Origin of the sequence: Actinospineispora acaciae DSM 45401, assembly GCF_000620785.1 — a bacterium.
In the GTDB taxonomy this organism is placed as follows: Bacteria; Actinomycetota; Actinomycetes; order Mycobacteriales; family Pseudonocardiaceae; genus Pseudonocardia; species Pseudonocardia acaciae.
The window spans coordinates 246,294-267,984 of sequence record NZ_JIAI01000005.1 but is presented as its reverse complement, the minus strand read 5'-3'; the positions used below and the strand labels follow the sequence as shown (position 1 = coordinate 267,984).

At 71.2% G+C, this 21,691-nt stretch carries 19 protein-coding genes; 5 read left to right on the top strand and 14 right to left on the bottom strand.

Annotation, left to right across the window (positions count from 1 at the left end; all coding sequences use genetic code 11):
• Positions 1-10: 10 nt before the first annotated feature.
• Positions 11-661: a nitroreductase family protein gene (locus N912_RS0124295; RefSeq protein WP_156993950.1), complete on the top strand. Its 651-nt coding sequence runs from the start codon at positions 11-13 to the stop codon at positions 659-661.
• 57 nt (positions 662-718) lie between these two features.
• Here the strand turns inward: N912_RS0124295 and N912_RS54330 are convergent, their stop codons facing one another.
• The 6 genes from N912_RS54330 to N912_RS0124260 form a co-directional block, all read right to left on the bottom strand.
• Complete coding sequence (locus tag N912_RS54330; protein WP_051580708.1) at positions 719-1,957, bottom strand: acyltransferase family protein; 1,239 nt, start codon at positions 1,955-1,957, stop codon at positions 719-721.
• Between the two features lie 69 nt (positions 1,958-2,026).
• Positions 2,027-4,012: a glycosyltransferase gene (locus N912_RS0124285; RefSeq protein ID WP_084211151.1), complete on the bottom strand. Its 1,986-nt coding sequence runs from the start codon at positions 4,010-4,012 to the stop codon at positions 2,027-2,029.
• A 220-nt stretch (positions 4,013-4,232) separates the two neighbouring features.
• Positions 4,233-5,423, bottom strand: coding sequence for a UDP-galactopyranose mutase (gene glf, locus N912_RS54325; RefSeq protein ID WP_037066262.1), 1,191 nt, complete (start codon positions 5,421-5,423; stop codon positions 4,233-4,235).
• A gap of 24 nt (positions 5,424-5,447) precedes the next feature.
• A complete protein-coding gene (locus tag N912_RS0124270; protein ID WP_028924426.1) occupies positions 5,448-7,667 on the bottom strand; it encodes a DUF6541 family protein in 2,220 nt (739 codons plus the stop codon).
• A gap of 68 nt (positions 7,668-7,735) precedes the next feature.
• Complete coding sequence (locus tag N912_RS0124265; protein ID WP_084211150.1) at positions 7,736-8,953, bottom strand: glycosyltransferase family 2 protein; 1,218 nt, start codon at positions 8,951-8,953, stop codon at positions 7,736-7,738.
• Complete coding sequence (locus N912_RS0124260; protein WP_028924424.1) at positions 8,950-9,807, bottom strand: glycosyltransferase family 2 protein; 858 nt, start codon at positions 9,805-9,807, stop codon at positions 8,950-8,952. Before N912_RS0124260 ends, N912_RS0124265 begins: the two co-directional genes overlap by 4 nt.
• 171 nt (positions 9,808-9,978) lie before the next feature.
• Here N912_RS0124260 and N912_RS0124255 point away from each other — a divergent pair, with 171 nt between their 5' ends.
• Complete coding sequence (locus N912_RS0124255; protein ID WP_156993948.1) at positions 9,979-11,289, top strand: lipopolysaccharide biosynthesis protein; 1,311 nt, start codon at positions 9,979-9,981, stop codon at positions 11,287-11,289.
• On the opposite strand, the gene N912_RS0124250 is transcribed toward N912_RS0124255, so the two are convergent.
• From N912_RS0124250 to N912_RS0124230, 5 genes are all read right to left on the bottom strand, one after another.
• Complete coding sequence (locus N912_RS0124250; protein WP_028924422.1) at positions 11,286-11,876, bottom strand: class I SAM-dependent methyltransferase; 591 nt, start codon at positions 11,874-11,876, stop codon at positions 11,286-11,288. The two genes, N912_RS0124255 and N912_RS0124250, sit on opposite strands and share 4 nt — an antisense overlap.
• The gene (locus N912_RS54320; protein WP_211261368.1) at positions 11,873-12,790 is read right to left on the bottom strand and encodes a decaprenyl-phosphate phosphoribosyltransferase; all 918 of its coding nucleotides are present in this window, start codon (positions 12,788-12,790) and stop codon (positions 11,873-11,875) included. Before N912_RS54320 ends, N912_RS0124250 begins: the two co-directional genes overlap by 4 nt.
• A complete protein-coding gene (locus N912_RS0124240) occupies positions 12,787-13,293 on the bottom strand; it encodes a phosphatase PAP2 family protein (protein WP_051580762.1) in 507 nt (168 codons plus the stop codon). Before N912_RS0124240 ends, N912_RS54320 begins: the two co-directional genes overlap by 4 nt.
• 190 nt (positions 13,294-13,483) lie before the next feature.
• Positions 13,484-14,308, bottom strand: a complete 825-nt coding sequence (locus tag N912_RS0124235; protein WP_028924420.1) for an HAD family hydrolase — start codon at positions 14,306-14,308, stop codon at positions 13,484-13,486.
• Between the two features lie 72 nt (positions 14,309-14,380).
• Positions 14,381-14,740 carry a winged helix-turn-helix transcriptional regulator gene (locus N912_RS0124230; RefSeq protein WP_028924419.1) on the bottom strand — a complete coding sequence of 120 codons (360 nt, stop codon included), beginning with the start codon at positions 14,738-14,740 and terminating at the stop codon, positions 14,381-14,383.
• A 78-nt stretch (positions 14,741-14,818) separates the two neighbouring features.
• Between N912_RS0124230 and N912_RS0124225 the strand changes: the two genes are divergently transcribed.
• The 3 genes from N912_RS0124225 to N912_RS0124215 are packed head-to-tail and all read left to right on the top strand — an operon-like array spanning position 14,819 to position 18,093.
• A complete protein-coding gene (locus N912_RS0124225; RefSeq protein ID WP_028924418.1) occupies positions 14,819-15,691 on the top strand; it encodes an NAD(P)-dependent oxidoreductase in 873 nt (290 codons plus the stop codon).
• A gap of 51 nt (positions 15,692-15,742) precedes the next feature.
• Positions 15,743-17,413: an acetolactate synthase large subunit gene (locus tag N912_RS0124220; protein WP_245645402.1), complete on the top strand. Its 1,671-nt coding sequence runs from the start codon at positions 15,743-15,745 to the stop codon at positions 17,411-17,413.
• 32 nt (positions 17,414-17,445) lie between these two features.
• Positions 17,446-18,093, top strand: a complete 648-nt coding sequence (locus N912_RS0124215) for an HhH-GDP family DNA glycosylase (RefSeq protein WP_028924416.1) — start codon at positions 17,446-17,448, stop codon at positions 18,091-18,093.
• Between the two features lie 24 nt (positions 18,094-18,117).
• On the opposite strand, the gene serS is transcribed toward N912_RS0124215, so the two are convergent.
• The 3 genes from serS to N912_RS54315 are packed head-to-tail and all read right to left on the bottom strand — an operon-like array spanning position 18,118 to position 21,689.
• Positions 18,118-19,374 (bottom strand): serine--tRNA ligase, encoded by a 1,257-nt coding sequence (gene serS / locus N912_RS0124210; RefSeq protein WP_028924415.1) that lies wholly within the window; start codon positions 19,372-19,374, stop codon positions 18,118-18,120.
• A gap of 42 nt (positions 19,375-19,416) precedes the next feature.
• On the bottom strand, positions 19,417-20,043 hold the full coding sequence (locus N912_RS0124205; RefSeq protein ID WP_028924414.1) for a restriction endonuclease subunit S: 627 nt from the start codon (positions 20,041-20,043) through the stop codon (positions 19,417-19,419).
• Positions 20,031-21,689, bottom strand: a complete 1,659-nt coding sequence (locus tag N912_RS54315; protein ID WP_084211149.1) for an N-6 DNA methylase — start codon at positions 21,687-21,689, stop codon at positions 20,031-20,033. Before N912_RS54315 ends, N912_RS0124205 begins: the two co-directional genes overlap by 13 nt.
• Positions 21,690-21,691 lie beyond the last annotated feature (2 nt).

The following is a 21,691-nucleotide window of genomic DNA, read 5'->3' as shown; positions in this document are numbered from 1 at the left end:
GATCAGGGGCATGACGACTCTCCCCTTGAGCCCTGACGAACTGCTCACCACCACGCGCTCGGTACGCAAGCGGCTGGACCTGGACCGGCCGGTGCCGCTGGAGCTGGTCAGGGAGTGCCTACAGCTCGCGCTGCAGGCACCGAGCGGCTCCAACCGGCAGAACTGGCACTTCGTGGTGGTCACCGACGCCGAGCAGCGGGCGACGATCGGCGAGTACTACCTCCGCTCGTACACCGACTACTCCGCCGCCCGCCCGTCCGCCGCCGACGAGTACCCGGACGACGGCCGCCGCGCCGCCACCCAGGTGCGGGTCATCGACAGCGCCACCTACCTGGCCGAGCGGATGGGCCAGGTCCCGGTGCTCGTGATCGCCTGCATCGACGCCGGCACCGCCGACCTGCCGGCCTCGAACCAGGCCGGCCTGTGGGGCTCGCTGCTGCCGGCGGCCTGGAACTACATGCTGGCCGCCCGCGCCCGAGGCCTTGGCACCGCCTGGACCACCCTGCACCTCGCCTACGAGCGCCAGATCGCCGAGCTGTTGGGCATCCCGGACACCGTGCACCAGGGCGTCCTGCTGCCCACCGCCTACTACACCGGCGAGACGTTCAAGCCCGCGCACCGCCAGCCGCTGCACGAGATCGTGCACATCAACGGTTGGTGACCGCGCCGGTGTGCTCAAACCCCCGACTCACTGTGCCAGAATCCCCGACTCGCGCGCTTATCTGCGGCGGAGCGCTCGGCGGGCGGGCTCCTCGACGAGCTTGTAGAGGGCGTGAGCCAGCGCGAACGTTGCTATGAACGCGACAGGGGTGAGGACTGTCGCCAGCGGGGTGTCCGGCTGGAGCACCTCGGTGCGGTGCATGAACGTCCAGAGCACCTCGAACAGCGGGACGTGAACCAGGTACAGGCTGTAGGAGATCCGGCCGCCGTGCACCGACCACCGGGTGGACAGCACCCGCGCCGGGCCGCGGTCGGCCAGTGCGAGGGCGCCGACCAGCAGCGGGAACAGCAGCAACACGATGCCGCCGCGCTCGGTGCCGGCCGGGCCGGGGTTCACCGAGTCGCCCCACCACAGGCCGGCGAGCACGGCGGCCAACACCAGCCAGCTCACCCAGCTCGCCACGCGCCGGACCCGGGCCGTGCGCGGGATCTCCCGCACCACCAGGTACACCAGCACGCCGGCGGCGAACCCGGCGAGCACCCTGGCCATCCAGCTGAACGGGAAGTACGGGCTGCCGCTCACCAGGCACAGCGTCGCGACGGGCGCCATCAGCAGCACGGCGGCCGGCCCGAGCAGCCAGCGCGGTGCCTTGCGCAACCGGTAGAACAGCAGCGCCGTCACCGGGAACAGCACGTACGCCAGCCACTCCGCGCTGATCGACCACGCCGGGCCGACCCAGGACATCCCGTCGTGCCACGGGTGCGGCCACATCTGCACCATCGCCAGCTGGTTCAGCCAGGAGCCGACGGTCAATGCGGGCTGCACGTCCTGGTAGGCCGGCGCGGTGTCGCCCAGGCGGATCAGCTTGAACAGCAGGAACGCCCCGAACGCCGTGGTGACCAGGGCGTACACCGGCCAGATCCGGCACACCCTGGCCCACAGGAACCGGCCGGCGGTCCGTACCCGCAGCCGAGGCCCGAGCTTGCCCAGGTAGGTGAACGCGATGACGAACCCGCTCAGCACGTAGAACAGGTCGACACCCATCGCCCCGGTGTTGACCAGCGGGAACACCGGGTCGAGCACCCGTGCGAGCAGCTCGCCCCCGGTGAACTGGAAGTGGAACACCACCACCCAGGCGGCGGCGAACAGGCGCAGTCCGGTCAGCGGCCGGACTTCGCGCGGGTCCGAGGCAAGGGTGGTCGCGGGCGCGAACTCCGGCTGCGAGCCGTTGCGGGAACCGTCCGCCTCAGAAGTAGACCGACGGTCGGTCTGTTGTGAGGCGGACGGTTCTGCCACGGACGTTGCGGGTGGTTCGGTCACGGACCGCTGCGCTCCCCCAGCCGGCGGTTCGGAAACGGGCGGCACTCAGCTGTGGTAGATCCGGGTCCAGTTCTCCGGACCGGTGAGCTCGGACATCGCCTTGCGGTACGTGCGCCGCAGCCGGGGGAACTCCCTGGCCAGCCGCACGTGGTTGGCCACCGCCGTGCTCAGCAGCGTCCAGAACACCCTCGGGTCACGCTTGCGGTACGCCACGCCGCGCCCGTCCGCCGTGCCCACGGTGGCCCCGTCCAACCGGGCCAGCAGGAACCAGCGGGCGTCCTGCGCGGCCACGTTGAGCTGCGGGCGCTCGTGGTGGCGCGGCTGCGCCGGCATGATGTTGCGGATCAGGCCGCTGACCAGCGTGGCGCCGATGGTGATCGGGTTCGTCGGCGGCTTGAGGAACCGCGATGCCCGCACCCGGTCCATGGACGGCAGCGGCAGCTCCTTGGCCGAGGCGAGCACCCGGCCGTCGTCGAACTCCCCTCGCCGCTTCCGCACCGAGCCCAGCGCCGCCGGCAGCAGGTCGAACAGTCCGTGCGGGCCGTTCGCGAAGTCGTGCATGGCCAGCTCCTGCAGCGCCACCGTGGAGTACTCCAGCGACATCAGGTGCTTGAGCGTGTTCTTCATGCTGTCCCGGAACAGCGCGCCGCCGTAGCGGTACGGGCTGTGCAGCGCGGCCACGATGAGCCGGTTGCGCAGGTGGAAGTAGGCCTGCCAGTCGGTCGCGTCGTCCTTGTCCGACCAGGGCATGTGCCAGATCGCCACGCCGGGCAGCGTCGCGGTCGGGAACCCGTTGCGCTGGGCGCGCAGCCCGTACTCGGTGTCGTCCCACTTGATGAACAGCGGCAGCGGCAGGCCCAGCTTCTCCGCGACCGGGCGCGGGATCAGGCACATCCACCAGCCGTTGTAGTCCACGTCGATGCGCCGGTGCAGGTCGCGGGACTCGTCCGGGTCGCGCAGCGGGTACTTGGCGAAGTCGTGGTCGTGCTCGACGTGCGGAGCCGGCCCCCACTTGAACTTGTGCCGGTCCACCACCTCGCCCATGGTGTGCAGGTGGCTGCGGGCCTGCAGGTTGAGCATCTGGCCGCCCACGAGCATCGGCTTCTCGGCGAACCGGGAGAACGCCAACGCGCGCAGGATCGAGTCCGGCTCGATCACGATGTCGTCGTCCATGAGCAGGATCTGGTCGCAGTCCGTGGTGGTCAGCGCCTCGTGCATGCCTCGCGAGAAGCCACCGGAGCCGCCCAGGTTGGGCTGGTCGTGGATGTGCAGCCGGTCACCGAGCACCTCGGCGGCCTCGGCGAACCCGTCCGCGTCCTTGACCTTGTTGTTGCCCTGGTCGGCGACGAACACCGCGCCGATCGCGTCGAGCACCAGCGGGTCCTCGCCGATCGCGGCCAGCGCGCCCGCGCAGTCGGTCGGCCGGTTGAACGTGGTCATGCCGATCGCCACGTTCGCCCGCCCCGGCGCGTCCAGCGGCGAGTACCAGCTGGCTTCCAGCATGGTGACCGGGTCGTCGGCGGTGGTCAGGTCGAACCAGTACCAGCCGCCGTCCTCGAACGGCTGCAGGTCGAGCAGGAACCTGGCCTGCTGCACGCCCGGCTCGTCCAGCACGGTGCCGCGCACGTGGATCTGGGTGCCGTCCGCCTTGGACCGGTAGACGTCGACGCGGCACTCGCCCTCCACGGCCAGCCGCAGCTCGACGCTCTCCAGCGTGGTCCAGCGGCGCCAGTAGCTGGCCGGGAAGGCGTTGAAGTAGGTGGCGAAGCTGGTCTCGGAGTGCGCCGGCAGCCGCAGCCTGGTGCGGGTGTCGACGGAGACGCGCTTGCGGTTGGTCTCGTCCTCGTCCAGGTACAGCGCGCGGACGTCCAGCGGGTCGCCGGCGCGCGGCAGGATGACCCGCTGCAGCAGGCTGCCCGGTCCGTCCCAGCTGACCTCGCCGGTGGCCGGCGTGGGCTCGCTCTTGGTGGGGGTACGCCGCTTGCGACTGGTGCCGTTACCGGGTGCGGTGTGCTCGGCCAGGTCGGTCATCTCGGTATTCAGTCCTTCAGCGAGTGTGCCGGCTTCATGATGAACGCAAGGTCAAAGGGCGCAAGGTCAACGGTTGACGCGCACGCCTGGCCAGGGTAGTGGCCGGCTCCGTACCGTCGGCCGCCGCCCCCATCCGCGACATGCCGGTCGCCGAGTTCATCACCAGTCGCTCTCATCGCATGATCAAGAACGACTAGCGATGAATTCGACAGAACGGACGCTAGGCCTGGTCGGGGTCCTCGGCGAACGGGACGCCGTCGGTGAAGTAGGGCGCGAGCCGGTTGTCGAACATGGTCAGCGCCGACCCGATCGCCATGTGCATGTCCAGGTACTTGTACGTGCCGAGCCGGCCGCCGAAGAGCACCTTGCGGTTGGCCGTCTCCTTGCGGGCCAGCTCGCGGTAGCGCTCGAGCTTGGTGCGGTTCTCCGGGGTGTTGATCGGGTAGTACGGCTCGTCGCCGGACTCCGCGAACCGGGAGAACTCGCGCACGATGACCGTCTTGTCGCTCGGGTAGTCCCGCTCCGGGTGGAAGTGCCGGAACTCGTGGATGCGGGTGAACGGCACGTCCGCGTCGTTGTAGTTCATCACCGAGGTGCCCTGGAAGTCCCCGGTGCCGTGCAGGACCTCCTGCTCGAAGTCCAGGGTGCGCCAGCCCAGCTCGCCCTCGGAGTAGTCGAAGTACCTGTCCAGCGGGCCGGTGTAGACCACGGGGACGTCCGGCAGCTCGTCGCGGACCTCGAAGTAGTCGGTGTCGGCGTGCACGACGATGCCCGGGGTGGCCGCCATCCGCTCCAGCCACGCGGTGTAGCCGTCCACCGGCAGGCCCTCGAACGAGTCGTTGAAGTACCTGTTGTTGAACGTGTAGCGGACCGGCAGGCGGGTGATGATCGACGGGTCCAGCTCGGCCGGGTCGGTCTGCCACTGCTTGGCGGTGTAGCCCTTGATGAACGCCTCGTACAGCGGGCGCCCGATCAGCGAGATCGCCTTCTCCTCGAGGTTGCGCGCGGCGGCGGTGTCGACCTCGCTGGCCTGCTCGGCGATCAGCGCGCGGGCCTCGTCGGGGGTGTACGAACGGCCGAAGAACTGGTTGATCAGCGCCAGGTTCATCGGGAACGCGTAGACCTGGTCGCTGTGCCGGGCGAACACCCGGTGCTGGTAGTTGGTGAACGAGGTGAACCTGTTGACGTAGTCCCAGACCCGCTTGTTGGAGGTGTGGAACAGGTGCGCGCCGTAGCGGTGCACCTCGATGCCGGTCTCCGGTTCGGGCTCGGAGTAGGCGTTGCCACCGATGTGGTTGCGCCGCTCCACCACCAGCACGCGCTTGCCCAGCTCGGAGGCGGCGCGTTCGGCCACCGTCAGCCCGAAGAACCCGGAGCCGACAACAACAAGATCAAAGTCAGAGGCGCCCACACGCGCGAGGGTAGTGGCGCGGTGTCAGGCGTTGTCGTCCAGGTGGCGGATCTCGTCGAGGTCCACCTTGTAGATGTGCACCGGGCCGCTGACGTGGGCGAGGATCAGCCCGGGGGTGTCGTCGAGACCGTCCAGCCCGGGCACCGTGGTCATCAGGCCGCCGCCGGTCCAGTCGTCGGGCGCGCCGTCCGCGCCGATGATCGGCGCCCTCGGGTCGACGTACACCCAGGCGATGTTCAGGTCCAGGACCAGGCGACGGATGTCCGGGTCGATGTCCAGGTACCTGAAGCCCTTCATCAGCTTGTAGGTGTACGGGAAGTTGGGCACGCCGAGCGTGCTGACCTCCACGATCGGCAGGCCGTGCGCCACGTAGAGGAAGGTGGAGCCGTCGTTCGGGTTGTTCATGATCCGCTGGCCGGGCTTGACCCTGGCCTTGAGCCACTCCGCCGCCGCCACGTCGGCCGCGTCCACCCGGTACAGCTGCGGGTGCGACCAGCGTTGGGACAGCGCCTCGCTGGTCGTCGCCAGGTACCCGACGCTGGGGCCGGCCACGTAGCCGTACCCGAACGCCACCAGCGCGAACACGCCGAACGCGGCGACCAGCCGGGGCCGCAGCCTGGCCAGCGGTTCCCAGCGGCCCGCCTTCGGGTTCGCCCCATCGCCGGAGCCGGTCGAGACGGACATCGACCCGATCCGGTACGGGGCGGCACGGGTGCCGGGGCCGGCCAGCGCGCCCTGGTCATCGAACCAACGCCGCCGCCATGCCGCCTGCCAGTCGCCCATCCAGGGCGGCAACCGGATCCCGCCCACGGCCGCCAACAGCGCGCTGAGCAGCCCGAACGTGCCCAGCGCCGCCAGCGCGGGCGCGAACAGGGCGGTGTGGCTGCGGACCCGGCCGGCGCTGTTGTAGAAGAAGCCGAGGATGGGCTCGGTGATCCCGGTGGGGTTGCGGTAGGCCAGCAGGACGATGACCACCCAGACCACCCAGGCCACCACCAGCGGCACCGCGCGGCGCATCACCAGCGCGGTGATCAGGCCGGCGATGAGCAGCACCGTCGGCCAGGTCTGGACCAGGGCCTTGTCGTCGAACATCCCGCCGTACATCAGCGGCACGACCTGGCCCAGCGAGCGGGTGAGCGGCATGTTCGCCGTGTCCGGCGGGAACGCGCCGATCCGCTCGCTGACCGCCAGCGCGCCGCGCAGCACCGGCGCGCCCGCCGCGGCCGCCACCACCACCGTCAGCACCAGCACCGACCACTGGGCGCGCAGCATGGCCCTGCCGTCGCGGGCGAACAGCAGCGCGATCCAGAACAGGAGCACGGTCAGCCCGACCGACAGCCCGGAGCTGGGGTGCACGGCCACGATCCCGGCGCAGGCCACCCCGATGCCGACGGCGGTGGCCCACGCCCTGGGCCTGATCAGCAGGATGGCGGCCACCACGCCGGGCACCAGCACCAGCGCGGCGGCGTTCGGCAGCAGCCCGTTGTCCCTGGCCAACTGCACGCCGGGGCGGTAGAGCCCGGCCGCGACCAGCGACGCCACGCCGCCGGCCAGCGTCATCCAGCCGGCGTCGTCGCGCAGCCAGCGCACCGCCAGCGCGGCCAGCGCCGCCGCCGACGTGCACCAGGCTGCGCCAATGATCATCGCGGCGGCGGCGTTCATGCCCACGACCGGGTCGCCGAACACCGCGCCGATGGTGGCCGCGATCAGGTGGAAGCCGTCCGGGTAGTACACCGTCGGGGTGCCGACCACCACGTCCGCCGGCATGATCTCCCACGGCGCGCCCCGGCCGCTGCGCTGGATGAACGTGGTGAGCACGGCGTGCAGGATCGGGTCGTGGTCCTGGTTGTAGGTGCCCAGCCCGTCGTCCCAGCCGCCGAACCCGTCGATCCAGGACCGCAGCGCCAGCCCGGCGCCGGTGAACAGGAACACCAGCCCGGCGAGCTGGGCGAGCAGCGCGGGCATCCCGGACAGCCGGGGCAGCAGCGGCTTGGCCGCGGGCGGTGGCAGCGCGGCCGGTGGACCCAGGAACCGGCGCAGCCCCCGGCCAAGGCCGATGCCGGCCCCGGCCAGCAGCACCGAGCCGACCACCAGCGTCCACGGCCCGTACCGGACGCCGAGCAGCGCGGCGCCGCTGGCGGTGAGTATCGCGACGCCGACCGAGGCCGCCGGCGCGGCGCCGAGCAGCAACACCCGCTGCCGCACCCCGAGCGCGACCAGCAACGCCAGCCCGGGCCCGAACACCGTGGCGGCGGCGACGGTTAGTACCCCTAGGCCGCTGACGTCCCTCGCCTCCTGTTAGTCGAGACCCGTCAGTCCTCGCCGATGCGGGTCAGGCTGAGGGTGAAGCTGACGATGATCATCTGGAAGCCGGTCACGATGAGCACCATGCCGATGATCGGTACCCGCATGGTGTCGGCAACGTTCAGCGCACCGAAGCCTTTTTCGCCCCACGAGGTGACGGCCGCGACGAAACAGCCCACGCCGACCAGCGAGAGCAGCCCGCCCAGCACCAGCCCGCGCTCCAGCGAGAACCGCTCCAGCAGCCGGATCAACCGGGGCGACGGCGACAACAGCCCGAGATGGCCGGCGTACGAGCGGGCCACCAGCGCCAGCCCGAGCCCCTGCACGCCGAGCACGAACATGGTGGCGCAGGCCAGCATGCTCTGCAGGCCGAACCCGATCCGGCCGATCACGTGCGGCCCGACCGCCAGCCAGGCCAGCCCGGCCAGCCCGATCACCTGCAGCGCCAGCGACGGGTAGTAGAGCAGCCAGCGCGGGCTGAACGCGAGCAGGAACCGCAGGTGGCGCCAGCCGTCGCGCCAGGTGCGCAGGTGCGGCGAGCGGCTGCGGCCGTCCGGGCGCAGGGTGGTCGGCACCTCCCGGATGCGCAGCCGAGCGAGCGACGCCCGCACCACCATCTCGCTGGCGAACTCCATGCCGGAGGTGCGCAGGCCCAGTTCGAGGACCCGGTCGCGGCGGAACGCCCGGATCCCGCAGTGGAAGTCGCGCACCGGGATGCGGAAGAACAGCCGGCCCAGCCGGGACAGCACCGGGTTGCCCAGGTAGCGGTGCAGGAACGGCATGGCGCCGGCCTGGATGCCACCGTCGAACCTGTTGCCCATCACCAGGTCCGCGCCGCCGCGCAGCTCGGAGACGAAGCCGTCGAGGGCGTCCAGGGCGTAGCTGTCGTCGGCGTCGGCCATGAGTACGAACTCGCCCCTGGCCGCCGTGATCCCGGCCATCAGGGCGGCGCCGTAGCCACGCCTGGGCACGTCCACCACCCTGGCGCCGTTCGCGCGGGCGATCTCCTGGGAGCCGTCGACCGAGCCGTTGTCGGCCACCACCACCTCGCCCTTGACGTCCAGGCGGCGCAGCGACTCGCGCGCCTTGCGCACGCAGGTGGCCAGCGTCTCCGCCTCGTTCAGGCAGGGCAGCACGATGGACAGCTCGAGCGTGTCGGTGCCGGCGGTGTCCTCGGGCGCCGGTGCCTCCCCAGCGACGGGGGCGGTGCTCGCGGGCGAGGTCATCGACGGGCTCCTTCGCGTTCGCGCGGGCGGGCTCGCGGCGCCGTGAGCTTGGTCAGCGCGTGCAGCCGGGAGGTCAGGTGCCAGCGCGCCGCCCTGGCCGCGCGCGGCCACCCCTCGGCGGCGAGCTCGGCGGCCACCTCGTCGAAGAACGCGCGCTCCTCGGCGAACCGCGAGCCGTCGGTGGCTCCGGTCGACGACAGGCTGCCCGGGTGCCTGCGGTACTCGATGCCCGGCTCGCGCAGCAGCACGGCGTGCCCGCCCGCGCGCAGTATCCGCAGGTAGAGGTCCAGGTCGAGGACGATGTCGTAGCCGGCGCGGAAACCGTGCGCGACCAGCGGATCCCGGCGGAACGCCACGCTCGGGAAGTACATCCAGTTGCCCCGCAGCAGCGACGCGGCCAGCCGCTCGCCGCCGACGGCCTCGCTGGTACCGGCCGGCCGGATCGAGGTGGCCCGCTTGACCCGGTCCACCAGCGGCATGATCGCCCGCCCGGCGCCGTCGATGATCCGCGCGCCGGTGTGCAGGAACGCCGCGTCCGGGTGCCGCTCGGCCTCCCGGCGCACCCGGCCGACGAAGTCCGGCAGCAGCCTGTCGTCCGCGCCGAGCAGCACCACCAGCTCGGCCTCGCTGAGGTCCACGCAGCGCTGGAAGTTGCGGTTGATGCCCAGCCGTACCGGGTTGGCGTGGTAGCTGACCCGTTCGTCGCCCAGCCCGCGCACCCAGTCGCCGAGCCCGGTGCCGTCGTCGACGACCGTCAGTCGCCAGCCCGGGTCGTGCTGACCGAGCACGCTCGCCACCGTCTCGCGTACCAGCGCGTCATCGCCGTACGCGGGAATCATGACGTCGACCAGCACGCCCGCAGACTAGTCACCCGTCCCGTCCCCACCATCCACACCCCTACGAGCCGGCACACCCGCCACCGCGAGTCCCGCGTACCGGCACACCGAGTCCCGCGTTCTGGCACACCCGGGGCGGATTCCCGTCCGTCCCTCGTCCAAACGGCGGGCGTACTGTCTGATCGCGTGGTGACCAGCGCGCTGACCCGGACGGCCGTCCTTCGCGGCCGGCTGGCGGCCATGACCACGGCGGCCGCCCCGGTCGGCGGCGGGCTGGCGCTGGTCGGACTGTCCGCGTACGCCGTGCTCGGGCTGGCCGGCCACACCCTGGCGCCCCGCGACTACGCCGCGCTGGGCTCGCTGTACCTGCTCACCACGATCCTGGGCCCCGGCGTGTTCGTGGCCGTCGAGCAGCAGGCCAACCGCGAGGTCAGCGGCCGGCTGGCGGCGGGGGTCGGTACGGCGGGCACGGTGCGCGCGGCGGCCATGGTGTCCGGCGGGCTGGCGGTCGCCGTGTCGGTGCTGGTGCTGGCCTGCGGCGGGCTGCTGGTGCCCGAGGTGTTCGCGGACTCCTGGGCGCTGCTGGCCGCGACGGTGCTGGCGGTGCTTGGCGCGGCGGCGGTGTACCTGCTGCGCGGGGTGTTCGCCGGGCAGCGCCGCTACGGCTGGTACGGCGCGAGCCTGGCCGCCGAGGGGCTGGCCCGGCTGCTGCCGTGCGTGGCGCTGGTGCTGCTCGGCGCGGCGAACCTGACCAGGTTCGGGTTCGCGTTCGCGGCCGGCTGCGGGCTGGCCGCGGCGCTCACCCTGTACGGGCTGCGCCGCTCGCCGACCGGTGACCGCCCGGACCGCCGCCCGACGGGGGTGGCCGGGATGGCCGGCGCTGTGGTGCTGCTGGCGTTCGCGTCCGGGCTGTCGCTGCTGGTGGCCAACCTGGGCCCGGTGGTGCTGACCTCCCGCGTCGGCCCGCACCCGGAGGACGCCGAGCTGGCGGCCAGCTTCGTCTCACTGTTCGTGCTGGTCAGGATCCCGGTGTTCCTGTTCGCGCCGGTGCAGGCGTTCCTGCTGCCCGGGCTCACGGCGGCCGCGGAGCGCGGCGACGCCCCCTCGGTGCGGACCCGGGTGCGCGCGGCGCTGCTCGCGGTCGCGGCGGTGGGCGGCGCCGGGGTGGTCGGCGCCTGGCTGCTCGGGCCGTGGGCGGCGCGGGTGTTCTTCGGCGCGCCGCTGCCGCTGCCCCGGCTGGTCGCGGCGCTGCTCGGGGTGAGCACGGTGGCCATGATGGCCGCGCAGATCCTGCAGCCCGCGCTGGTCGCGCTCGGCCGGCACCGGGCTGCCACCGGGGCCTGGCTGGTGTCCGCCGCGCTGTTCGTGGGGCTGCTGTTCGCCCCGGTCGACCCGCTGGCGGCGGCGGTGGCCGCGCAGTTGGTGGCGCCGGTGCTGGTCACCGTGCTGATGGGGCTGTCGCTGCGGGCCGGCATCCGCCGGCTGCCCACGCGCGGTTAGGAGAACGACGCGACGGTGACGAACTCGTTGTAGGTGAACGCCTTCCCGGCCCACCGGCCGAACGGGAACGACGCCCGCGAGCGGACGGTCAGGCCCAACGCGCCGCACAGCTCGGCGACCTCGTCGAACCCGCAGAACCGCACGTGCGTCTCGTCGCTGTCGTAGCCGCGCTCCTGCGGCGTGATCACCACGACCACGGCGCCCGGCCGCAGGCTCGGCAGGTACGAGCCGAGGACCTCCAGCGCGGCCGCCCGATCCATGTGCTCGACCAGGTGCGCGGCCAGCAGCCCGTCGAACGAGCCGGGCGCGCCGTGCTCCGAGGCGAAGAACTCGTCAACGGTGTACGCCGTCAGCCCGCGCTCGCGGCAATGTGACACCGAGTGCTCGTTGTGGTCCACGCCGACGCTGCCCGGCCCCAGGTTCGCCAGGTTGCGCCCGATGCCGCAGCCCACGTCCAGCACGGCCCGGTCGCCGACCAGCCTCCGCAGGTTCCACCGGTAGGGCGCCTGCACGTCCAGCAGCCGCTTCCAGCGCGCGCCCTCCAGTCGGGCCAGCCGTTCGGTGTAGGAGTCGTCGGCCGTGCTCATGGCACGTACACGGCCACGACCAGCGCGCACAGCCAGGCCGCCGCGAGCACCTGCAGCACCCGGTCGCCGAGCGCGATCTCCTCGGGCTCGCCGCCGTTGCCGCCGTCCACGTCCACCGCGTAGCGCAGCACGGCCACCACGAACGGAATGATCGAGATCGCGGTCCACACCGAGTTGTGGTGCGCGGCGCGGATCTCGAACGCCCACAGCCCGTACGTCATGATCAACACAGTGGCCGAGGTGGTCCAGACGAACCGCAGGTAGGACCCGGAGTACCGCTCCAGCGACTTGCGGATCTTGGCGCCGGTGCGCTCGGCCAGCACGAACTCGGCGTAGCGCTTGCCGGCCACCATGAACAGCGAGCCGAACCCGGTGCAGAGCAGGAACCACTGCGAGGGCGGGATGTTCGCCGCCGCCCCGCCGGCCACCGCGCGGATCAGGAACCCGGACGCCACGATGCAGATGTCGATCACGGGCTGGTGCTTGAGCCCGAAGCAGTAGCCGAGCTGGACCGCGAGGTACACCGCGATCACGATGACCAGCTGCGGCGAGGCCAGCGCGGCCACCGCCAGCGAGGCCAGCGACAGCGCCACGGCCACGCCCACCGCGAGCGGGACCGGCACCAGGCCGGCCGCGATCGGGCGGTTGCGCTTGACCGGGTGCGCGCGGTCCTCCGCCACGTCCACCACGTCGTTGACCAGGTAGACCGCCGAGGCGACCAGGCAGAACGCCGCGAACGCCAGCCCGATCTTGGTCCAGATCTCGCTGTAGACCAGGTCGGCGCTGGCCAGCGGCACGGCCAGCACAAGCGAGTTCTTCACCCACTGCCGGGGCCGGACCGCCCTGAGCAGGCCGACCAGGGCGGACCCGGGGCGGGCGGGCGGCGCGGGTGCCACCGGCGAGGTGGTCGTCACCGCTGCTCCAACCGTCGCTTGGAGACCCGCCGTGACACCAGGGCCACCGCCGCGCCCAGTGCGGAGCCGGCCAGCACGTCGCTCGGGAAGTGCACGCCCAGCACCAGCCGGGACAGCAGCATCGGCGGCACCAGCACCCCGACCAGCCGCTTGCGCGTCAGCTTCGGCCCGAGCAGGCCGCCGAACAGCACCGCCGCCGCCGTGGTGGAGCTGGCGTGCGAGGACGGGAAGCTCAGCCGGCTCGGCGTGGTGGCCAGCACCTCCACCGACGGGTCGTCCGGGCGCGGCCGGCGGACCACGCGCTTGACCGCGATCGATGCCCCGTGCGCCACGGCCACCCCACCCGCCGCGTACAGCCACTCGCGCCTTCGTGACCGATTCAGCGCCGCGCCCAGCACCCCCACGGCGAGCCAGCCGGCGGCGTGCTCGCCGAAGTGGGACAGCCCTCGGGCCGCCTTCACCACCGTGGGTTGCCGCAGGTTGCGCTGCACCGCGCCGAGCATCCTGGTCTCGGTGGCGCGCTGCGCCCGGAACGGGTCGCGTTCGGACCCGGAATCGAGCAGAGTGGTCGCCGCCAGTGGATCAGCCACTGAAGGACGCCTCCAGGGGGTGTCGTAGAGACAAAACGGGCGGTGCCTGATGGTACGCCTGAGCACGGATCGGCCTCACACCGGTAACGTTTCGGCTCGCTAACTAGCCGGAGAACCAGCGCTCCAGCACCAGCGCCACGCCGTCGGCCAGGTTCGTGGCCGTGACCTCGTCGGCGACCGCCAGCACCTCGGGGTGCCCGTTGGCCATCGCGACCCCGTGCCCGACCCAGGACAGCATCGGGATGTCGTTGGGCATGTCCCCGAACGCGATCGCGTCGCCCGCCGCGAGCCCCGCCTCGGCGGCCACGGTGGCCAGGCCGGTCGCCTTCGACACCCCGGCCGGCGCGATCTCGACCAGGCCGGCCGGGTTGGAGAACGTCAGCTCGACGCCGCTGTCGCCGCCGAGCACCGGGGCCAGAGCGGCCGCCATGGCGTCGCTGGACATCTCCGGGTGCCGGGCCAGCAGCTTGATCGCGGGCCTGGTGAACACCTCGTCGCGGGGCACTATGCGGTGGTCGTTGCTGGGCCAGGCGTGCCGGTAGCCCGGCTCGCACACGAACGACGGCGCGTCGCCGTCGAACGCGCTGCGCCCGACCCGCTCCACCGCGATCCGCACCCCCGGCAGCGCGCGGGCGCACGCCTCGGCCACCGTCGCCAGCCGCTCGGGCGCCAGCGTCACCGCGCTGAGCACCCGGTCGGCCGCGATGTCGTACAACACCGCCCCGTTCGCGCACACCGCCACCGCGACGCCGGGCAGGTGCTCGGCCACCCTCGGGATCCACCTCGGCGGCCGGCCGGTGACCAGCACGAACGGCGTGCCGCTCGCCAGCACGTTGGCCACCGAGGCGCGGGTGCGCGCGCTGGGCAGCTCATCGGGCCCGAGCAGCGTGCCGTCCACATCGGAGGCGACGAGTCGGGGCTGCTGCACGTTTCCAGCCTACGGACCCGGCCCGGCCCCGCCGCTGAGTTACTCGTCTCAGCCGGTCAGCCGGTCAGCCGGTCAGCCCGCCGCCGCCTCGCCGAGCCGGATGTCCTCCAGCCGCGTCTTGTGCTCCCGGCCCCAGGCGCCGAGCGGTGCGAGCGCGGTGTTGAGCTGCCGTCCGATCTCGGTCAGCGAGTACTCCACCTTGGGCGGCACCGCGTGATGCACCTCCCGATGCACCACGCCGTCGCGCTCCAGCTCGCGCAGGTGCTGGATGAGCATCTTCTCGCTCACGCCGGGCAGTCCGCGCTTCAGCTCGCCGAACCGCCGCGCGCCGTGGTCCAGCTCCCAGAGGATGAGCACCTTCCACTTGCCGCCGACCACGTCGATCGCCGCGTCGATGCCGCACACGTACGGCGCGCACTTCTGTACCTTCATCTACTCACCTTTCGGTAAGTACCCCACTAATTAGTCAGTACTTGTCCGACAGTAGTGCACGGCCGCACGATCGCACCCATGGCGAACGACAAGATTTCGGTGAGCGTGCTCGGACTGGGCGTCATGGGCGCGGCGCTGGCCCGCGCGTTCCTGGCCAACGGCCACCCCACCACGGTGTGGAACCGCACGAGCTCGCGGGCGGACGAGCTGGTCGCGGCCGGCGCGGCCCGCGCGGAGACCGCCGCCTCGGCGGTTGCCGGGGGCGACCTGGTCATCCTCTGCGTGGTGAACAACGCGGCGGTCCGCGACGTCCTCGAACCAGTGGCCGGTGAGCTGTCCGGCCGGACCCTGGTGAACCTGACCAACGGCAGCCCTAGGCAGGCCCGCGAGCTGGCGGAATGGACGGCAGGGCACGGTGCGCGCTACCTGGACGGCGGGATCATGGCCATCCCACCGATGATCGGCCAGCCCGGGTCGACGGTGTTCTACAGCGGCGACGCCGCGACCTTCGAGGAGCACCGGGCCACCCTGGAGGTGCTCGGCGAGGCGCGCTTCCTCGGCACCGACGCCGGCAGGGCCGCGCTGTACGACATCGCGCTGCTGACCGGCATGTACGGGGTGTTCTCCGGGTTCCTGCAGGCGGTCAGCATGGTCCGCGCCGACGGCATCCCGGCCGCCGAGCTGTTGCCGCTGCTGATGCCGTGGCTCCGCGAGATGCTGCCGGCGCTGGAGCACGCCGCCGGGCAGATCGACAGCGGCGACTACGGCGGCGACGTGACCTCCCCGCTGGCGATGCAGGCGGCGGCCTTCGAGAACTTCATCGAGACCTCCCGCGACCAGGGCGTCAAGCCCGACCTGCTGGTCCCGCTGCGGCGGTTCATGGACGCCGCGGTCGCGGCCGGCCACGGCGAGCACGACATCGCCAGCCTGGTGGAGGTGATGAAGCTTTAGCGGAGGTCAAGTCCGCGGCAACGGCCGTCACGAATGCCTAAGCTGGTCAAAGTGATCGATGACGTCGCCGCCACGGGTGCCACCACCGCCGAGCTGATCGTCGCCTGCCTGGAGGCCGAAGGCGTGGAGTACGTCTTCGGCATCCCCGGCGAGGAGAACATCCAGCTGGTCGACGCGCTGAACCGGTCGAAGATCCGATATCTGCTCACCCGGCACGAGCAGGCCGCCTCGTTCATGGCCGAGATCTACGGGCGGCTCACCGGCCGGGCCGGGGTGTGCTCGGCCACCCTGGGCCCCGGCGCGATCAACCTGCAGCTCGGCGTGGCCGACGCCACCACCAACTCCACACCGCTGGTGGCGCTGTCCGCGCAGGTCGGGCTGGACCGGATCTACAAGGAGTCGCACCAGGTGGTGGACCTGGTCGGACTGTTCCGCCCGATCACCAAGTGGTCCGAACTGGTCCCGACCCCCGCCGCCGTGCCGGAGATGGTCCGCCGCGCCTTCAAGACCGCCCAGACCGAGCGCCCCGGCGCCACCTACCTCGCGGTGCCGCAGGACGTAGAGAGCGCAGTGGCCGCGCCCGACAGCGCGCCGCTGCCCATCAACAGGGTCCGTCCCGAGGAGCCGTCCCCTGCCCAGCTGCGCCGGGCGGCCGAGATTCTCGCGGCCGCGCGCTCGCCGATCGTGCTGGCCGGCCACGGCGCGGCCCGTGACGACGCGGGCGCCGCGCTGGTCGCGCTCGCCGAGCGGTGGGACGTGCCGGTGGCCACCACGTTCCACGGCAAGGGCGTGTTCCCCGACGACCACGCCAACGCGCTCGGCGCCGTCGGCTTCATGCGCCACGACTACGCCAACTTCGGCTTCGACGCGGCCGACGTGATCGTGGCGGTGGGCTACGAGCTGCAGGAGTTCGACCCCGAGAAGATCAACCCCAAGCGGGACAAGAAGATCATCCACGTGCACCGGTTCGCCGCCGAGGTGGACGACCACTACCCGGTGGCGGTGGGCATCGAGGGCGACATCTCCCGTTCGCTGGCCGCGCTGGGCGAGGCCGCGCCCGGTCCGTTCCATGTCGGCACCGGGGTGAGCAAGATCCGCGCGCTGCTCGCCGACGAGCTGGCCCGGGGCGCCGGCGACGACTCGTTCCCGCTGGTCCCGCAGCGGGTGGTGGCGGACACCCGCGCCGCGCTGGGCCGCGAGGACATCGTGCTGGCCGACACCGGCGCGGTGAAGATGTGGATGGCCCGGCTGTACCCGACCTACGCGGCGAACACCTGCCTGCTCTCCAACGGGCTGTCCACCATGGGCTTCGCGCTGCCCGGCGCGCTGGCCGCGTCGCTGGTGTACCCGGACCGCCGCGTGCTGGCGTCGGTCGGTGACGGCGCGTTCCTGATGCACTCCCAGGAGATCGAGACCGCCGTGCGGGAGAACATCCCGCTCACCGTGCTGGTCTGGGTGGACGACTCGTACGGACTGATCGAGTGGAAGATGAACCTGGAGATGGGCCGGCACAGCCACGTCCGCTTCTCCAACCCGGACCTGGTGCGTTACGCGGAGAGCTTCGGCGCGCGCGGGTACGCGGTGCGGGCCGCCGGCGACCTCGCCCCCGCGCTGGCCGAGGCGCTGTCCTCGGACGGCGTGTCCGTGATCGCCTGCCCGGTGGACTACTCGGAGAACCTGCGGCTGACCGACCGCCTCGGCGAGCTGACCGGCCCGTTCTGATTGGGCGGGCGCGCACCGGGTAGTCGGGGCGCATGTCCGAACGCGACACGATGAAGACGCTGCTGGCCGAGGCCGGCCGTACCTACGCCGCCCAGGCCGGCATCAAGCTCGACGACAAGCCGGCGCCGCTGTACCGGCTGCTGGTGTTGTCCATCCTGCTGTCCACCCGGATCAAGGCGGACATCGCGGTGGACGCCGCCCGCGAGCTGGCATCGGCCGGGATGGGCACGCCGAAGGGGATGACCGACGCGTCCTGGCAGGACCGGGTGGACGCGCTGGGCCGCGCGCACTACAAGCGCTACGACGAGCAGACCGCCACCGCGCTCGGCGACGGCGCCCGGCTGCTGCTCGACGAGTACGGCGGTGACCTGCGCAAGCTCCGCGCGAAAGCGGACGGCTCGGCTCGCAAGGTCCGCGAGCTGCTGACCGCGTTCCCCCGCCTCGGCCCGACCGGCGCGAACATCTTCGCCCGCGAGGCCCAGGCGGTGTGGCCCGAGCTGCGCCCCGCCCTGGACGGCAAGGCCCTCGACGGCGCCCGCCGGGTCGGCCTGCCCACGTCCGCGCCCAAGCTCGCCGCCCTGACCACCGACGACCACCTGGCCGAGCTGGCCGCCGCCCTGGTCCGCGTAGCCCTCGACAGGTCCGTGGCCGACAAGGTGACCCAACCCGTGAGTGGTTAGCGTTGCTATGACAACGCTAACCACTCACGGGGTCAGCACGTCACGACCGAGCAGCGGGCGGAGCTGTTCGGGGACGGTCACCGAGCCGTCGGCGCGCTGGTGGTTCTCCAGGATGGCGACGATCCAGCGGGTGGTGGCCAGGGTGCCGTTCAGGGTGGCGGCGACCTGGGTGCGGCCGTCGTCGTCCCGGTAGCGGACGTTGAGCCGGCGGGCCTGGAACGTGGTGCAGTTCGACGTCGAGGTCAGCTCGCGGTACCTGTTCTGCGACGGCAGCCAGCCCTCGCAGTCGTACTTGCGCGCGGCGCTGGAGCCCAGGTCGCCGGCGGCCACGTCGATCACCCGGTACGGCACCTCGATGGCGGCCAGCATGTCCCGCTCCCAGCCGAGCAGCCGCTGGTGCTCGGCCTGCGAGTCCTCCGGGCGGCAGTAGCTGAACATCTCGATCTTGTCGAACTGGTGCACCCGGATGATCCCCCGGGTGTCCTTGCCGTAGCTGCCGGCCTCCCTGCGGAAACACGACGACCAACCGGCGTACCTGCGCGCGCCGCTGGACAGGTCGATGATCTCCCCGGCGTGGTAGCCGGCCAGCGGCACCTCGCTGGTGCCGACCAGGTAGAGGTCGTCGTCGCGCAGCCGGTACACCTCGGCGGCGTGCGCGCCGAGGAACCCGGTGCCCTCCATGATCTCCGGCTTGACCAGCACCGGCGGGACCACCATGGTGAACCCGTTCGCGATGGCGCGCTGCATGGCCAGGTTGAGCAGCGCGAGCTGGAGCTGCGCGCCGACCCCGGTGAGGAAGAAGAACCGCGCGCCGGACACCTTGGCCCCGCGCTCCATGTCCACAGCGCCGAGGCCCTCGGCCAGCTCCAGGTGGTCGCGCACGTCGAAGTCGAACTCGCGCGGCGTGCCGACGTGCTCGAGCACGACGTAGTCGTCCTCGCCGCCCTCCGGCACCCCGTCGATGACCAGGTTGGACAGGGACCGCTGGGCGTCGACGAGCGCCTGGTCGGCCTCGGTCTGGGCGGACTCGGCGTCCTTGACCTCGGCGGCCAGCTCCTTGCCCCGCTCCAGCAGCGCCGCGCGCTCGTCACCGCTGGCGCGGCCGATCTTCTTGCCCAGCTGGCGCTGCTCGGCGCGCAGCGTGTCGGCCCGCCCGACGGCCTCCCGCCGGCGCTCGTCCGCGACCAGCAGGGCATCCACCGCCGCCGGGTCTTCCCCGCGAGCCCGCTGCGAGCGGCGCAGCGCCTCCGGGTCGTCCCGCAGCAACTTGAGGTCAATCACCCGTAGCAGCCTATCGACGCCGCTTCGGCGCCCGCACTCGCGTTACCCACGCCCAGGGCCGCGCTGCAGCAGGACGGGGAGCAACGAGTCGCGCAGCTCGGCGGTGGTCCTGCTGATCCGGTCGTGAAGAACGATCTTCGCGTCCAAGGATCCGAGAACCTCGGCCATGGCTTTCTGTATCTCTCGCGACGGTAACACGACCGGCAGCGCGGACAACGTCTTCATATTCATGCTCGGGATGGCCGACCCGGTGGCATTACGGACGACCCAGTCCCGGACGGCGGGGTGACCGAGATAGTAGGTGAGGAACGCTGCATCGACCGAACCGTGCACTCGCAGCCGAAAGCACGCCGAACCGATCAGCCAGCCTTCCTCTTTCTCGCCAACGAGCGCCTGGCGGCCCAGATCCCCGGTGCGCGAACACACGATGTCGCCCGGACGCAGCCGATATCCCGCCAGCTCGTCCGCCACCTCCCGAGGCACCGCGGACCCATCGTCCTCGTCGATCCGGTTATGCCGTAGCTCCCGTGGGGCGACAACCGGAACGTTCGATGCGGTACGCGGTTCGAGGGGCAGTCGCGCACCGGCGGGCCCGGCCAGAAGGTCGCCAACGTCGCCGAGTCCGCAGGCGGTCCAGCCGTCCGGGACGTCGCCGATCAAGGAATCCATTCCCGGACCCTCGCCAACTGGCTCGCCGCATGCGCGTCCACGTCGACCGCTCGACGGCCCAAGGCATCAAGCTCGTCGTTGAGTCGATGAATCTTGGCGACCGAGTCGTCGTCGCTGAACGTCTTGGCAACGTAGACGCTCGCGGAGAGACGGAAGTCGTGCGCCCGCATGTCGTCGAGACCCGCGACCGCGACGAGATCACCGTTCGACGACAACACTTCGTCACCAAGCTCGCCGGCGTGCCAAATCCGCAGGATCTCAATGATCCGGTCGACCTCAGCGGACGAAAGTTCCCGCTTTCGGCCGGCCACGTGGCCAAAATGGCGAGCGTCCACGAACAGAACCCGATCGTCGTCGGTGACGCCTGCCGGAGCTCTCAAGATCCATACCGCCACCGGGATAGAGGTCGCGTCGAAAAGTCCGAGTGGCAACCCAATAATGGCATCGACGACCCCGTCCTCCACCATGCGTTGCCGAATGGCCCGCTCACTGGGATGCACCGAACTTGATGCACCGTTTGGCATCAGGACCGCCGCCCGACCCCTGTCCGACAAGACATTGATGACATGCTGGAGCCACGCGAAGTTGGCGTTCGTCCTCGGCGGTGCGCCGTAACGCCAAGGACGATCGAACCGGTAGTCGCCTTCCCTCAACTTCATGTTGAAGGGCGGGTTGGTCAGTACAATATCGAACCGTCGGCCTCGGTGCGGGTCATCGACCAGTGTCATCGCCGGACGCACACCTACATCCGCGGCGACACCGTGGAGCTCGCAGTTCATCCTGGTCAGCCACCAGGATCGCTGGTTGGGCGTCGCCCCCGCGACGGTCATGGCAGACGCGTCGTGGCCGAGCCGCTTCACATGGTCCACCAGGCCCACCAACAGGCCACCCGCGCCGCACCAGGGGTCCAGCACGCTGTCTCCTGGGCTCGGCGCGAGCGCTTCCACCACGAGCCGCACGACTTCGGGTGGTACCAGGTACTCGGCCCCTCGACGGCCTTCCGACACGGCGAAGCGCGCGAGCAGCTGGTCGAAGATCCAGCCCTCGGAGGCGCCCGAAGCCTCGACATCTCGCCACGCCAGATCTATCGCCTGCACCAAGGCATGGAGCTGAGACGTACCGTGGGCATCCCAGCGGGGCAACAAGACGGCACGGCTCAGGTAATCCATCGGAAGATTCCGCTCACCTACGAAGCGAACGGCGGCGTACTTGATCTCTGAGCCTACTCTCGATGGCTCAGAACTTGTGATACGAGCCCAGGTTTCTGGATCCCGGAACCGCAGGTAATGAAGACCAAGAACAAGGTCAGCCTGCACGGCGGGGCTCAGTGTTCCCTGATTGCGCTCGATCTGACGCCAGAGGCCCCGCATCGTGGTTTCAGGCAGTTGCATCGGAAGCCGGAGGTTCCTTCGAAACCTGATGCCGTACGTCGTGTCGGGCAGCTCGCCGGGCGCGAGATCGTTCCTGGCTATCTTGCGTCCGTCCAGCCATTGGGCTATGTCTTCACCCCTGAACAGATCCTGGCCTTGGCGGCGGCTCGACTCGGGAAACGAGTCCTTGTGCCGCCGCCTCCAGTTGCTGACCGCTGGGAGCTTGACCTGAGCCAGGCGAGCGATGTCAGCCATCGTCAGCAGCTCATCAGCCACCT

Bases quoted from the DNA above. Each gene is read 5' to 3' on its own strand.
- N912_RS0124205 (WP_028924414.1), bottom strand. From the start codon at position 20,043: ATGGATTCCTTGATCGGCGACGTCCCGGACGGCTGGACCGCCTGCGGA.
- N912_RS0124225 (WP_028924418.1), top strand. From the start codon at position 14,819: ATGGCGAACGACAAGATTTCGGTGAGCGTGCTCGGACTGGGCGTCATG.
- N912_RS0124295 (WP_156993950.1), top strand. From the start codon at position 11: ATGACGACTCTCCCCTTGAGCCCTGACGAACTGCTCACCACCACGCGC.
- N912_RS0124285 (WP_084211151.1), bottom strand. From the start codon at position 4,012: ATGACCGACCTGGCCGAGCACACCGCACCCGGTAACGGCACCAGTCGC.
- N912_RS0124215 (WP_028924416.1), top strand. From the start codon at position 17,446: ATGTCCGAACGCGACACGATGAAGACGCTGCTGGCCGAGGCCGGCCGT.
- N912_RS0124250 (WP_028924422.1), bottom strand. From the start codon at position 11,876: ATGAGCACGGCCGACGACTCCTACACCGAACGGCTGGCCCGACTGGAG.
- N912_RS0124240 (WP_051580762.1), bottom strand. From the start codon at position 13,293: ATGCTCGGCGCGGTGCAGCGCAACCTGCGGCAACCCACGGTGGTGAAG.
- N912_RS0124265 (WP_084211150.1), bottom strand. From the start codon at position 8,953: ATGACCTCGCCCGCGAGCACCGCCCCCGTCGCTGGGGAGGCACCGGCG.
- N912_RS0124230 (WP_028924419.1), bottom strand. From the start codon at position 14,740: ATGAAGGTACAGAAGTGCGCGCCGTACGTGTGCGGCATCGACGCGGCG.